The organism is Anaerolineae bacterium (assembly GCA_013178015.1).
Classification (GTDB): domain Bacteria; phylum Chloroflexota; class Anaerolineae; order DRVO01; family DRVO01; genus Ch71.
The window spans coordinates 46,558-58,907 of the sequence record JABLXR010000014.1 but is presented as its reverse complement, the minus strand read 5'-3'; the positions used below and the strand labels follow the sequence as shown (position 1 = coordinate 58,907).

Here is a 12,350-nt window from a genome sequence, read left to right as displayed (position 1 = left end):
TGCATCCTCAACACCTGCGGGCCCCCGATTTGTCCTCTGAGAGAGTGAACTCCCCCTTGCGACAGAAGCGGTAGAGCCCTGTGGTAGTATATGACAATGGACATTGTAGCAGACAATGGCACGAGGGGTAGGGCACCATGAGCGAGCTGATACGGGCTGTACAAGTAGCAGCCGAGGCGGGGGCGGGCGAGCTAGTAACCACGGGCGGGCCGTTGCCGAGCGACCGCAACCCGGCGGCCGTCTACCTGGCGGGCCTGTCCAGTGAGCGAGCCAGGCGGGCGATGCTCGGGCGCCTGCGCTACATGGCCGGCCTCTTGGGCGCCGACGATCCGCTAGCCGTGCCCTGGCACATGCTCCCCCACCAACACGCGGCCGCGATCCGCGCCAGGCTGACAGAGTCGGGCCAGGCGCCGGCGACGATCCACCTGAACCCGTCGGCCTGGCGCGGGGTGGCGCGGGAGGCTTTCAATCTGGGCCTGCTGTCGGCAGACGATTACGCCAGGCTACACCCGGTGAAGAATGTGCGCGGGGAGCGGTCGCCCGCGGGCCGGTCCCTGTCGCACGGCAAGCTGGCGGCGCTGGCAGAGGCCTGCGCCGATGACGCCACCAACGTCGGCCCCTGGGACTGCGCCATCATCGGCGTGATGTACACGGGCGGCCTACGGCGCGAGGAGGTGCCGGCACTGGACCTGGCAGATTATCACCCGGCGACGGGCGAGCTGAGGGTACACGGCAAGGGCGACAGAGAGCGGCGCGTGTGGATCAATAACGGCACCGGCGAAGCCATGGCCGATTGGCTGAAGGCGCGTGGCACCGAGGCCGGCCCGCTCTTATTGCCCGTCACTCGGGGCGGGCGCATACAGCGGCGGCGCCTGAACCTGCAGACCATCTATGACATGCTGGCCCGCCGGGCAGAGGAGGCGGGGGTACGCTCATTCTCTCCGCATGATCTGAGGCGGACGTTTGTTGGCGATATGCTGGATGCCGGCGCGGACGTGGTGACGGTGCAAGCCCTGGCCGGGCACGCATCGCCCACGACAATGGCCACATGTGACCGCCGGCCAGAGGAAACCAAGCGCCGGGCGGCTAGCCTGTTGCACTTGCCCTACCGTAGCCGAAAGGCGCGCGCCCTTGCTCGCGGTTTACACCACCAACTGCCGGTGGTATAATATGAGCACGTTAGGTATGAATGAGGATGTGATCAACTCGCACCCATCGGAGGCATCAGGTGACCATCACCAGAAGCATGACCATCGGAGAGACGGTTCAGGAATACCCACAGACCATCGAGGTGTTCCTCCGTCACGGGCTATTCTGCCTGGGCTGCGCCGCCGCCCGGTTCGAGAACATCGAGCAGGGTGCCATTGCCCATGGCATCAATGTGGATGAGCTCATCACCGACCTGAACGCGGCTGTCGAGACCGAAGAGGCAGCCGCGGAGTAGAGGTCGCGCTTAGCAGAAGGGGAGGCAGCGAGCCCTGACGCGCTACCTGCGCCGGGCTCGTTCGCCTGTTGGAGCGATGGCTGAGAGAGAGATTATCATAGACGGCGATCCGGTGCTGCGGCGGCGCGCTCGCAGCGTGCGCCGCTTCGTCACCCGACTGGAGGAGCTGGTCGCGGACATGTTTGACACCCTGCAAGCGGCCAGCGGCCTGGGGCTGGCAGCGCCCCAAATCGGTGTGTCAGAGCGCGTCATCGTGATCCAGATCCCTGAGGACTACGAGGACGACCCGGCCGCTGGCACTACGCTGGCTCTGGCCAATCCAGAGGTCGTTAGAGCGCGAGGCGAGCAGACCGGCCAGGAAGGCTGTCTGTCCGTGCCCCGCTTCTACGGGCAGGTGTGCCGCGCCGCCCAGATCACTGTGAAGGGCGCCGACCTCCGCGGCCGTGAGGTGCGCCTCAAGGCCGAGGGCCTGCTGGCCCGCGTGCTTCAGCACGAGATAGACCACCTGGACGGAGTCCTCTTCATAGACAAGGTAGAGGACGGCACCCTGCACTTCGTGGGCGACGAAGAGCTGGAGGAGCTGGGCCAGAGCGCCGCGGGCGCCGAGGTGGCCTCCGGCACCTGACACCGTCGCCCCCGACGGCGAGCCATGGGGGAGCTCGGTACACGCTACCGGGCTCCCCTTTCTGCGTGGTCTACCTGACTCCTCAGGGTCCTCGTGCTAGAATCGCTCGGAGCGGTAGATCGCTCACTTCGGCACGTTGAAGGGCGACACTATGGCTACCAAGCGTTACGATTACCTCGTTATCGGCTCCGGCTCGGCCCTGACAGCGGTGGACATGGCTCTGTCCCATGGGCTCAGGGTGGCCCTGGTGGACAAGGGCCCCACCGGGGGCACTTGCTTGAACGTAGGCTGCATCCCCTCCAAGCTGCTGATCTTCCCCGCCGATCGAGTGGTTGAGATAGAGGACGCTGCCCGGTTGGGAGTGTACGCCGAGATCATGCGCGTGGACTTCCGCGCCATCATGGAGCGCATGCGCTCGGTGGTCATCCCCAGTAGGAACGAGATCCGCCGCTCCCTTCGCTCCGCCGAGGGGCTGGACTTCTACGAAGGTGTGGGCCGCTTCGTGGACGAGTACACCCTCGAGGTGAACGGCGAGCGCCTGCGTGCGGACAAGATCGTCATCGGCGCCGGCGCTCGCCCGGCCATCCCGCCCATTGACGGACTGGACCGGGTGGAGTATCTGACCAACGAGACCCTGCTCGACCTCAACCACCGGCCGGCGAGCATGGTCATCGTCGGCGGCGGCTACGTCGGCGTCGAGTACGCCCACTTCTTCGCTTCGGTGGGCACCCGGGTCACCCTCCTCCAGATGGAGGAACGGCTGCTCATGGACGAGGAGCCCGAGATCTCGGACCTGCTCAAGCGCAAGCTGGCCCAGAGGATGACGGTACACACCGGGACCAAGGTAGTGGCCGTGCGCCGCGTCGGCTCCCGCCTGCAGGTGGTGGCGGCGGACGAGAGCACCGGGGAGGAGCTGACGGTGGAGGCGGATACTATCCTCCTGGCGGCGGGACGGATCCCCAACTCCGATCTCCTCGCCGTGCAGAACAGCGGCGTCCAGGTGGACGGGCGGGGGTTCATCGTGGTCAACACCCGGATGGAGACCAGCAAGGAGAACGTCTGGGCTCTGGGCGACGTGATCGGCAAGGCGATGTTCAGGCACGTGGCCAATGAAGAGGCCTACGTGGCCGCCAACAACAGCCTACACGACAGCAAGGTAGAGATGAGCTACCACGCCGTGCCTCATGCCGTCTTCACCTACCCTCAGATCGCCGCGGTCGGCCTCACCCAGCGGGAGGCGGCGCGAGATCACCGCCTGGTCATCGGGTACGCGCGCTATGCCGAGGTGGCTAAGGGTGAGGCCATGATGGAGGAGGATGCTTTCGCCAAGGCAGTAGTAGACGCAGATAGCCGCGAGATCCTCGGCTTCCACATCATCGGCCCCTATGCCCCGATATTGATCCAGGAAGTCATCAACGCCATGGCAGTGCACGCCAAGACGGGCCACATCTTCTCCGCCATGCACATCCATCCCGCTCTGCCTGAGGTGGTGCAGAAGGCACTCGCCAACCTCAAGGAGCCCGAGGAATGGCCTCATCCGCCCTTCCCGGGCTCCAGGCCCACCTGAGCCCCCGGGCCACGGCTTGGGGGCAGCAAGACACGCGCCCGGGTTCATGGGAGCCCGGGCGCGTCGCCGCTCAAAAGGCGGGAGCCTCAGCCAGCTTTTCCGTTCTTACGAACTTCTCTCCAGCCTACTCGTCTCCTTTCGGAGAAGCCCTGGTACCGGTTCAGCTCCGCTTCCTGCGCTAGCATTCCGCTCGGCTGTCCCTGCGGCGCTTCGCCCTTCCGCCGGTTCTATCGCTAGCTCCGGCCTTAGCGCTCGGCCTCCGCTGGGTCGCGGCCCGGTCACGGCTTCCAGGCCCTACCCTGGACGAAGGATCGCTCCCTCACGGCCGTCCTTGACCGACGTACCGGCCTCGGTGCCTTTCGGCTGCAGTCCGCTCGTAGCTCGTACTCGACTGCTTGAGGCTCCCCACTGGTGTCTGGCTATCGCCTTTCACCAGTGTAGGCACAGTATAGCGGCGAGCTGCCCGCCTGTCAAGACTGGCTGCATTAAGAAACCTGACGACTTGCGCCGGCTTTCTGGCTGCCCCTCGCTCCCGCCGACCGGGGTGAACCCCAGCTTGGGGGCGAACCGCAGCAGCAGCGCCGCACGCCGTCATCCCTGCCGTAGGGGCGAATCTTGTATTCGCCCGGTCCTGTATTCGCACGTTCCACTGGTCAGCGGAACCACCGGCCAACACGAGGTTCGCCCCTACGGGAATGGTGGACGGGCGGTGCACCGTCCCAGGAGGCGGGCGTGCCGCAGACTGGTTCGTCTAGGCCCATGGGGCCCCTCCCACCCTGAGAGCCGGCGCCGGTACCCCCTCGCCCCTTCCTCGAGATGCACCCCGTCAGTAGTAGCGCTTGACCTCTTCCCTCCCCTGCCCTACACTGACGCGGACCTGTTCCCGGCGGGTGCAGGCTATCCACCCCACTGAGGCGCCGATATGCAGGAGGAGTCAAGGCTCAGGCTGGCCCTCGCCCAGCGCGTACTGGTCGCCGACGGCGCCATGGGCACCATGCTCCAGGCGGCCGGCCTTGAGCCCGGTACGCCGCCCGAGCTATGGAACCGCGAGCGCCCCGAGGCCGTTCGCGCCGTCCACGCCGCCTACGTGCGGGCCGGTGCCGAGGTGATCCTCACCAACACTTTCGGCGGGACCCGCATCAAGCTGGCCCGTTTCGGACTGGATGACCAGGTGTCCGAGCTCAACCGGCTTGCCGCCCACCTGGCGCGCGAGGAGGCAGGGCCGGATCGCTTCGTCTTCGGAGACGTCAGCTCCACGGGCGCTCTTCTGGAACCACTGGGCCCCCTCTCCTTCAGCCAGGCCCGCGACGCCTTCGCGGAGCAGGCCGAGGCGCTGGCCACCGGGGGGGTGGACGCCATATTGGTGGAGACCATGCTTGACGCCCAGGAAGCGCGAGCCGCTATCCAGGGGGCACATCAGGCCTGCGCCTTGCCTGTGGCTTGCACCCTTAGCTTCGGCCCCGGTGCCCGCACGGTGATGGGTGCCGGCCCAGCCCAGCTGGCGGATCTCTGGCAAGAGGGGCTGATCCTCATCGGAGCCAACTGCGGCCACACCCTGCAGGATACCCTCACCGCCATCACTCAACTGCGCGACCTGCTGCCCGAGGCCCCTCTCATGGCCAAGCCCAACGCCGGAGTGCCCGTGCTCGGGGAGGACGGCCGCACGCACTTCAATGTGGGGCCGGAAGAGATGGCCTCGTTCGCCGCCCGCTACCTGGACGTAGGGGTTCGGGTCATCGGGGGCTGCTGCGGCAGCACACCAGAACATATTGCCGCCATCGCCCGCACGGCGAGGGCGCATAGCCAACACGGAGGCCGTCATGCCTGACATCAACGCCGGGGACTTCCGCTACTACGACCTGCGCCGCCGCACCAAGAGCGAAGACATCAGCCTGATCTTTCCCGGCTGGGAACCGAGCAACGAACGCCTGGCTGTTCTCACCCCACACGATGACGACGGCGCTCTGGGCGCGGGTTACCTCATCATGGCCGCCCTCGCCAACGGTGCCGACGTCTTCGTCCTGGTGTTCTGCGATGGCTGGGCCGGCTACAGCACGCCCGAGGAAGCCTCCACTATCGTCCAGGTCCGGGCTCGGGAGACCATAGACGCTTACGCCGGCCTCGGAGTCAGGCCCGAACGGGTGCTCCGCATGGGCTACGCCGACTTTAGCGTCCTGCCCTACATCGGCTGGCACCTCGACTCGGGCAAGCTGGGTACCATCGCCAACGTCGTCCCTACGCTGCGCCGCCTGCACATCACCCGCCTCCTCATCCCCAACGGCTATCGGGAGCACATAGACCACGAGGCCGTGCACCGCGTAGGCGCCTACGACGGACCCCAGGTCGGCGACGCCATCCTGGCCGAGTACGGGCGGGCAGACCCCGTCCGTAGCTTCCTGCAGTACGCTGTCTGGGCCGACCTCTCCCCCGAAGATGCCCTGGTGTCGGGAGAGGACGTGCACCTGCGGGCCAACCGGGCCGTGGTGGGCACCGAACGGGTGGAGGCGACCGTCATGGATGCCCTCCGTAGCTGGAAGTCCCAGGGGCAGGTCATCGAGGGGCTGGTGGACCAGCGAGCCGGCCGCCGCCGGCCTGATGGCTGGCTGGAGGTGTACTACTCCTTCGACCCTCGCCCGCTGCTGGATTACGCGCCCTACCACAAGCTACTGGACGAGATCGGCTAGCTATGCCGGGCACGTCCGCTTCCGCGCTCGCTTTCATCCTGTATATCTGGCGGCGGAAGTCACTGCCGGCGCGGCGGAACGGCCATGCCATGGCATGGTTGACACCCTCGAGCGAGCGCGCGACAAGCGGGGCCTGCCTTACAGGAACCACTACCACGGGCAGCCGGGCGGAGTGACCGTGTGCGACTTCCTTCTCGCCTATCGGAAGGGCAAACCCTGCCCTGCCTGTGGCACCACCGTGGCCAAGATCAAGACCGGCAGCACTGCGTCCTACGTCCGTCGCACCTGCCAGCCTATGCCGAGCTGACCGTGGAACGACTAGACACCGAGCGGTTGACCCTAATCCCCATGACGGACAGCGCCCGCTGGGCTCTGCTGCACGGCCAATCCTGGCTCTCTGGCGTGCCGGGCTCTTTCGCTTCCGGCTGGCCCGCTCCGGACCTGCTCGGCCTTCTGGAGCACCACCCCGCCCAACCAGACGAGGACGGCGATCGCGCCGGGTGGGAGCCTTGGCTCCTGATCCACCGAGAGGATGCAGCGCTGGTGGGCGACGCCGGCTTCCACGCCCCACCCGACGGGCGAGGCGAAGTCGAGATCGGCTACTCCGTGGCCGTGGGGTATCGAGGTCGAGGCCTGGCCACCGAGGCAGTCCTAGCCCTCGTTAGGTGGGCCCTGGATCGCGGGGCGACCGCGGTGGTCGCCCGCTCCGATGCCGGCAACCTCGCCTCTGCCCGGGTGCTTACCAAGGCCGGCTTCTACCAGACAGGCCAGGTCGGTGACGAGATCGCCTGGCGGTTCCAGCCCGCGCCGAAGGATCATGCATAGCTACGACTACGCTCATCGAGAGGGCGAACTGGCGCTCACCTGGGACGAGTTCGCCGCCCTATCTCGGCGACTGGCCGAGGAGCTGGCCGCCCTGGCCGTTGACGCCGTCGTCGGCATCGCTCGGGCTGGCCTCCTCCCCGCCACGGCTGTGGCCTGCGCCCTGCGCCTCGACCTCTTCCCCGTCCGCCTGACCCGCCGGGAGAGCGATATCGTGCGTTACCCTCATCCCGTCTGGAAGGTGCCCGTCTCTCCCGAGGTAGCAGGCCGCCGGGTCGCCGTGGTGGACGAGATCGCCGATACGGGGGAGACGCTGGCTCTGGTGCGTGCTGAAGTGCAGCGCCAGGGCGCCTCCTCGGTCTTCACCGCCTGTCTGGCGCGGCATACCTGGGCCCAACCGGTTCCGGATGTCTGCCCCGTTGTCAGCGATGCCCTGATTGTCTTCCCCTGGGACGCCTACGTGTTCAGCAACGGTGCCTGGGTCCCCCACCCCGAGATCGTCGCGGCACGGCGGGCCCAGAGTCGCCCTTGACCGCCCGGCCGGGCCCCGCGAGGCGAGCATGAGCCAGCCAGAGACCACCACCGCGCCGGTCACTGTCTTCCGGCACTGCCACATCCACACCCTGGACTCCCAGCTGACCCGGGCGGGGGCCATGGTGGTCGCCTGCGGCCGGGTCGTGTGGGTAGGACCGGAGGACGATCTGGGATCCGGCTCGTGGAAGGAGGTAGACCTAGATGGCGCCTGGGTCATCCCGGGCCTGAGAGACGCCCACACCCACTTCCTGTCCCACGCCCTCCTGCGTCAGCGGGTCGACCTGAGAGACGCCGGCAGCGAGGCCGTTGCCGTCAGGCAGGTGGCGGCATACGCCGCCCGCCGGCCCGGCACGAGGTGGATCCTGGGACACGGCTGGAACGAGAACACCTGGACCCCTCCGGCCCTGCCCTCGCGTGTCTCTCTGGACGAAGCCATACCTGACCGGCCCGTGCTGCTATCGCGGGCGGACGGGCACATGATCTGGGTCAACACCATCGCCCTCCGGGCTGCTGGCATCGCCGCGGACACTCCCGACCCTCCCGGCGGTCGGATCGAGCGCGACGCGCGGGGAGAGCCCACCGGCATCCTCCGGGAGCGGGCCACTGCCCTGGTGTGGGATCAAGTCCCGCTTGCCTCTCTCAGCGAGCGGGTGAGCGCCCTGAGACAGGCGCAGGCAGAAGCCCTCTCACTGGGGCTGGTAGGGCTGCATACCATGGAGGGGCCCGACGCCCTAGAGGCGCTACAGGACATGCGGCAGAAGGGAGAGCTATCCTTACGGGTGCTGGTCCTTCCTCCGGCCGACCTGCGGCCCGAGCTGGGCAGGTTGGGGCTCAAGCCCAGCTTCGGGGACGAGTGGTTACAGCTGGGCCAGCTCAAGCTGTTCGCCGACGGCAGCCTGGGCTCGCGGACGGCCTGGATGCTCGAGCCCATAGAAGGTGAGCCCGATAACCGCGGCATACCCATCCACCCGCCTGCCGAGCTGGCCGGCATCATCGAGGAAGCGCACGCCGCCGGCTGGCCCTGTGCCATCCACGCCATCGGCGACGCCGCCAACCGAACCGTCCTCGACGTGCTGGAGAGGGCTCCCCGCGCCCCCGGGTCCCTGCCCGACCGCATCGAACACGTGCAGATCATCCGCCCCGAGGACGCCACCCGCATGGGAGCGCTCGGCGTGGTGGCCTCCATGCAGCCCGTGCACGTCTCCACCGACTGGCGCGTGGCCGATCGGCTCTGGGGGAGCCGCTCCCGCCACAGCTACGCCTGGCGCCTTCTGGCTAATGCCGGCGTCACCCTAGCCTTCGGCTCCGATGCCCCGGTCGAGCCCATCAGCCCCTGGGCGGGCCTCCAGGTCGCCATCACGCGCACCGGCCTGGACGGTCACCCCGAAGGCGGCTGGTATCCGGAGCAGCGGCTCTCGCTAGAGGAGGCCCTGGCTGGATTCACCCGAGGTGTCGCCGCGGCGGCCGGTGAGCCGCACGAAGGCCGGCTGGCGCCGGGCTGCCGTGCCGATTTCGTCGTGCTCGGTACCGACCCCTTCACTACCGAGCCGGACCGACTGGCCCAAAGCAGGCCCGTGGCCACCTACGTGGGCGGGCGCCTCGCCTGGAGCTAGCCTTCTGCTCGCCATGGGGGCCTGCACCGGCTGGATCGACCTGAGGAGAGAATGATGCAAGCACTTACGCAGTTCCCCCTGTTCCTGCTCAGCAACTACGTGATGCGCCTCCCTCTGCTCCTGCTTTGGCTGATCGCCGTGATCATCGCCCTGGCCCGTTGGCGGCAGATGCCCCGAGTGGCTCCGTTAGTCATGCTGGGTCTCCTCATCGCCCTACTCGATGCCGTGGTCGGCGGCATTGTGAGCACTTGGCTCCCCATGTCGCTGGCCCAAACTGCGGGCCCGCAGCGCTTAGCGCTCCTGACCTCCGTGCTCACCCTCGTCCGGTCCAGCGTGCAGGCTGTGGCCTGGGGTCTCGTCCTTTGGGCTGCATTCAGCGATCGGTAGACTCGGAGGGGATAGTTGCTTAGCTGGGAGAACACCTGGAGAGACCTGGAGGAATCCGGGACCACGATCGCCGTCCTCCCCGTTGGCGCCACCGAGCAGCATGGTACCAACCTGCCCCTGATGACCGACAGCCTGATCGCTACCAGGGTGGGAGAGGCCATCGCCGACGCCTTTCACGCCTACCTGCTGCCCACCATTCCTGTAGGCATGTCCGCCACCCACCTGTCGTTCAGGGGTACCCTCTCCCTCAGGCGCGAAACGCTGGCAGCGGTGGTGACGGACCTGGTGGACTCCCTGGCGCAGACGGGCTTCACCACCGTCATCATCGTGTCCACCCACGGCGGCAACTACGTGCTCTACTCCGACTTCGTGGATGAACTACGCCGCCGGCACCCGCACATGACCATCGTCGTCCTGAGGCCGCGCCGGGCCGGCCAGGTGGCCCGCGAGGCGGCCGGAATCCACAGCGAGGAATGGCACGCCGGCGAGGGCGAGGCCTCCCTGGTCGCCTCGCTGCGGCCCGACCTGGTAGGCCCCGAGCCCACCGACTTTCCTCATCCTCGCAGCCGCATTCGAGACGTGCCGGTCACTCCTGAGACCGGGTTCCCCCAGGACGTCCGCCAGGTCTCCCCCATGGGGTCGCTGGGAGAACCGTCGCTGGGGACGAAGGAAAAGGGAGACCGCTACTGGCAAGTCTACCTCCCCCTGATGATCGAGGATCTGCGTCGGGAGCTCGGGCTTTGACCCGGGAAGAACTGCATCGCATCGCCGAAGCGGTGGGCGAGCGCAGCGGGTGGGACTTCTCCCGCGTCCGCGACGACCGGGACCCGGTGCCCTGGGATTATCCCGAAGTGGTGCGCCGCTATCTCAGAGCCGATCACCGGGTCCTGGACGTGGGAACCGGCGGGGGAGAGCGCTTCCTCGGGCTGGCACCTCACTTCGGAACCGGGCTGGGAGTGGACCCCAGCGAGGACATGATGGCTACAGCTCGTGCCAACACCCCCGCTTCCCTGGCCGGCAAGGTGGCCTTCGCCCGGATGCGGGCGGAGCAACTGGCCCTGGCACCGGCCAGCTTCGACGTGGTCCTGAACCGGCACGCGCCTCTGTGCCCGGCGGAGATCGTGCGGGTGCTGAGGTCGGGCGGGATCTTCATCACTCAGCAGGTGGGGCCCAGGAACACCGAGAACATCCGCCGTGTCTTCGGCTGCGGCCCGGGCGGGGAGTATGACTCGGCCTCGGAGCCAGACCTCTGGCAGTTGAGGGACCGGCTGCGCCACCTGGGCTGCGAGCTCGAGGCCTGGGCCGAGTACAACGTGACCTACCGCTTCCGAGATGTCGAGTCCTTCGTCTTCTGGCTCAAGGCCATCCCGATGCCGGAGGACTTCAGCGTGGACCGACACTGGGAGCAGGTGGCTCACATCATCGCCACCTGCTCCGGCCCGGGCGGCATCACCACCAACGAGCATCGGCAGTTGCTGGTAGCCAGGAAGGACTGAAGCAGCAGCGCCAGAGGCGGGCTCACCCAGGGGCGGGCGGCCCGCCGCCCGGTCGCACCAGGCGGGGACGAGGCGGCCCGCTGCCGCGCAGAGTGTGATCCACCACGTCGTAGCGGTCCCGCAGCTCGTCGAACCGCGTGCCCTCCCACAAGGGCACTCCGACGAAGTACGCCGCCCGCGCCAGCACGTGCGCCGACACGGGGCCAGTCAGGAAGATGAAGGCCAGCACTAGAGCCGCGCGAGCGGCGATCACGCCCGAACTGAAGTGCACGATCACGGCCAGGAGCACCAGCCCCAGGCCAAGTATGGACGCCTTAGTGGCGGCCTGCATCCGCAGGAACAGGTCGGGGAGGCGCAGCAACCCCAGTCCCGCCAGCAGCATGACTAGGCTGCCCGCGAGCAAGAATAGAGCAGTGATGGCGTCCTTCACTCCGAAGCCCTCTTCTCTAGGTAAAGACCGAAGGCCACCGTGCCCAGGAACGAGATGAGAGCGATCACGATGGCCGCGTCCAGCCATCCGGGCTCGTCGGTGGCGATGGCGTGGAACAGGATGAGACCGGCAGCCAACAGGGACACCATTTCCAACGATATGACCCGATCGGGCAGGCTCGGTCCCCTGAACAGACGAACACAGGCCAGCAGGAGCGATAGGGTGAGCGCTCCCAGGCCCACTGTCATGGCCACGTCTAGCAAGGCCACGTCGCCCACCGTCATCGGAGCAGCTCTATCACGCGGCGCTCGAAGCCATCCTTCACCGAGCGCCGGAACTCCTCCCGGTCGGGAATGTCCATGCCATGTACGTAGAGCACCTTTCGGTCGGAGGACACGTCCAGGGACAGAGTCCCAGGGGTGAGGGTAATGAGGTTTGCCAGCAGGGTGATCTCAGCGTCCGACCGGACGTCCAGAGGGATGGCCACTACTCCTGGCAGGATGCGCGGCCTGGGGTGGATCACCACCTGGGCCACCCGCAGGTTCGCCAGTACCAGCTCCCGCAGGTAGAAGGCAAGGAATGAGAGAGCCTGGGGGAGCTTGTCGAAGTAGTCTGGGGCCTCCCCTCTGCGCCTCAGCGCCAACAGGGCGACAAACCCTACGCCAAACCCCAGGAGGAGGTTGCCACCGCTAAAGCGCCCGGTCAGCGCCACCCACACCAGCGCCAGCAGTACGTTGCCGAGAAACAG

The 12,350-nt window shown here is 67.4% G+C and carries 16 protein-coding genes; 13 read left to right on the top strand and 3 right to left on the bottom strand.

The features are described 5' to 3' along the window. The first annotated feature begins 137 nt into the window (after window positions 1–137). The 13 genes from HPY83_06950 to HPY83_06890 all read left to right on the top strand — a co-directional run bounded on the left by HPY83_06950 (window position 138) and on the right by HPY83_06890 (window position 11,172). Entirely contained in the window at window positions 138–1,169 is a 1,032-nt protein-coding gene (locus tag HPY83_06950) for a site-specific integrase (protein ID NPV07687.1), read from the top strand. Window positions 1,170–1,228: 59 nt separating this feature from the next. Further along, on the top strand, window positions 1,229–1,444 hold the full coding sequence (locus tag HPY83_06945; GenBank protein NPV07686.1) for a DUF1858 domain-containing protein: 216 nt from the start codon (window positions 1,229–1,231) through the stop codon (window positions 1,442–1,444). Between the two features lie 76 nt (window positions 1,445–1,520). After that, complete coding sequence (gene def, locus HPY83_06940) at window positions 1,521–2,069, top strand: peptide deformylase (GenBank protein NPV07685.1); 549 nt, start codon at window positions 1,521–1,523, stop codon at window positions 2,067–2,069. A gap of 151 nt (window positions 2,070–2,220) precedes the next feature. After that, window positions 2,221–3,636: a dihydrolipoyl dehydrogenase gene (locus HPY83_06935; protein NPV07684.1), complete on the top strand. Its 1,416-nt coding sequence runs from the start codon at window positions 2,221–2,223 to the stop codon at window positions 3,634–3,636. Between the two features lie 922 nt (window positions 3,637–4,558). Next, on the top strand, window positions 4,559–5,464 hold the full coding sequence (locus tag HPY83_06930) for a hypothetical protein (protein ID NPV07683.1): 906 nt from the start codon (window positions 4,559–4,561) through the stop codon (window positions 5,462–5,464). After that, the gene (locus HPY83_06925; protein ID NPV07682.1) at window positions 5,457–6,320 is read left to right on the top strand and encodes a PIG-L family deacetylase; all 864 of its coding nucleotides are present in this window, start codon (window positions 5,457–5,459) and stop codon (window positions 6,318–6,320) included. Before HPY83_06930 ends, HPY83_06925 begins: the two co-directional genes overlap by 8 nt. Window positions 6,321–6,414: 94 nt before the next feature. Further along, a complete protein-coding gene (locus HPY83_06920) occupies window positions 6,415–6,627 on the top strand; it encodes a hypothetical protein (GenBank protein ID NPV07681.1) in 213 nt (70 codons plus the stop codon). Between the two features lie 2 nt (window positions 6,628–6,629). Continuing rightward, the gene (locus HPY83_06915; protein ID NPV07680.1) at window positions 6,630–7,145 is read left to right on the top strand and encodes a GNAT family N-acetyltransferase; all 516 of its coding nucleotides are present in this window, start codon (window positions 6,630–6,632) and stop codon (window positions 7,143–7,145) included. Beyond that, the gene (locus HPY83_06910) at window positions 7,138–7,674 is read left to right on the top strand and encodes a phosphoribosyltransferase (protein ID NPV07679.1); all 537 of its coding nucleotides are present in this window, start codon (window positions 7,138–7,140) and stop codon (window positions 7,672–7,674) included. The genes HPY83_06915 and HPY83_06910 overlap by 8 nt, the downstream gene beginning before the upstream one ends. Before the next feature lie 28 nt (window positions 7,675–7,702). Beyond that, complete coding sequence (locus HPY83_06905; protein ID NPV07678.1) at window positions 7,703–9,289, top strand: amidohydrolase; 1,587 nt, start codon at window positions 7,703–7,705, stop codon at window positions 9,287–9,289. Window positions 9,290–9,343: 54 nt separating this feature from the next. Beyond that, window positions 9,344–9,676, top strand: a complete 333-nt coding sequence (locus tag HPY83_06900) for a hypothetical protein (protein ID NPV07677.1) — start codon at window positions 9,344–9,346, stop codon at window positions 9,674–9,676. A gap of 15 nt (window positions 9,677–9,691) precedes the next feature. Next, entirely contained in the window at window positions 9,692–10,420 is a 729-nt protein-coding gene (locus HPY83_06895; GenBank protein ID NPV07676.1) for a creatininase family protein, read from the top strand. After that, window positions 10,417–11,172: a class I SAM-dependent methyltransferase gene (locus tag HPY83_06890; GenBank protein NPV07675.1), complete on the top strand. Its 756-nt coding sequence runs from the start codon at window positions 10,417–10,419 to the stop codon at window positions 11,170–11,172. The genes HPY83_06895 and HPY83_06890 overlap by 4 nt, the downstream gene beginning before the upstream one ends. A 22-nt stretch (window positions 11,173–11,194) precedes the next feature. On the opposite strand, the gene HPY83_06885 is transcribed toward HPY83_06890, so the two are convergent. Genes HPY83_06885 through HPY83_06875 form a run of 3 tightly spaced genes read right to left on the bottom strand, consistent with a single transcriptional unit; the run spans window position 11,195 to window position 12,350 of the window. Beyond that, window positions 11,195–11,602 (bottom strand): monovalent cation/H(+) antiporter subunit G, encoded by a 408-nt coding sequence (locus HPY83_06885; GenBank protein NPV07674.1) that lies wholly within the window; start codon window positions 11,600–11,602, stop codon window positions 11,195–11,197. Then, window positions 11,599–11,850 carry a pesticidal protein Cry22Aa gene (locus tag HPY83_06880; GenBank protein NPV07673.1) on the bottom strand — a complete coding sequence of 84 codons (252 nt, stop codon included), beginning with the start codon at window positions 11,848–11,850 and terminating at the stop codon, window positions 11,599–11,601. Before HPY83_06880 ends, HPY83_06885 begins: the two co-directional genes overlap by 4 nt. 32 nt (window positions 11,851–11,882) lie before the next feature. After that, entirely contained in the window at window positions 11,883–12,350 is a 468-nt protein-coding gene (locus HPY83_06875; protein ID NPV07672.1) for a Na+/H+ antiporter subunit E, read from the bottom strand.

Coding starts and splice junctions, on each gene's coding strand:
- HPY83_06950 (NPV07687.1), top strand. CDS start 138: ATGAGCGAGCTGATACGGGCTGTACAAGTAGCAGCCGAGGCGGGGGCG.
- def (NPV07685.1), top strand. CDS start 1,521: ATGGCTGAGAGAGAGATTATCATAGACGGCGATCCGGTGCTGCGGCGG.
- HPY83_06935 (NPV07684.1), top strand. CDS start 2,221: ATGGCTACCAAGCGTTACGATTACCTCGTTATCGGCTCCGGCTCGGCC.
- HPY83_06930 (NPV07683.1), top strand. CDS start 4,559: ATGCAGGAGGAGTCAAGGCTCAGGCTGGCCCTCGCCCAGCGCGTACTG.
- HPY83_06925 (NPV07682.1), top strand. CDS start 5,457: ATGCCTGACATCAACGCCGGGGACTTCCGCTACTACGACCTGCGCCGC.
- HPY83_06920 (NPV07681.1), top strand. CDS start 6,415: ATGGTTGACACCCTCGAGCGAGCGCGCGACAAGCGGGGCCTGCCTTAC.
- HPY83_06910 (NPV07679.1), top strand. CDS start 7,138: ATGCATAGCTACGACTACGCTCATCGAGAGGGCGAACTGGCGCTCACC.
- HPY83_06905 (NPV07678.1), top strand. CDS start 7,703: ATGAGCCAGCCAGAGACCACCACCGCGCCGGTCACTGTCTTCCGGCAC.
- HPY83_06900 (NPV07677.1), top strand. CDS start 9,344: ATGCAAGCACTTACGCAGTTCCCCCTGTTCCTGCTCAGCAACTACGTG.
- HPY83_06880 (NPV07673.1), bottom strand. CDS start 11,850: ATGACAGTGGGCCTGGGAGCGCTCACCCTATCGCTCCTGCTGGCCTGT.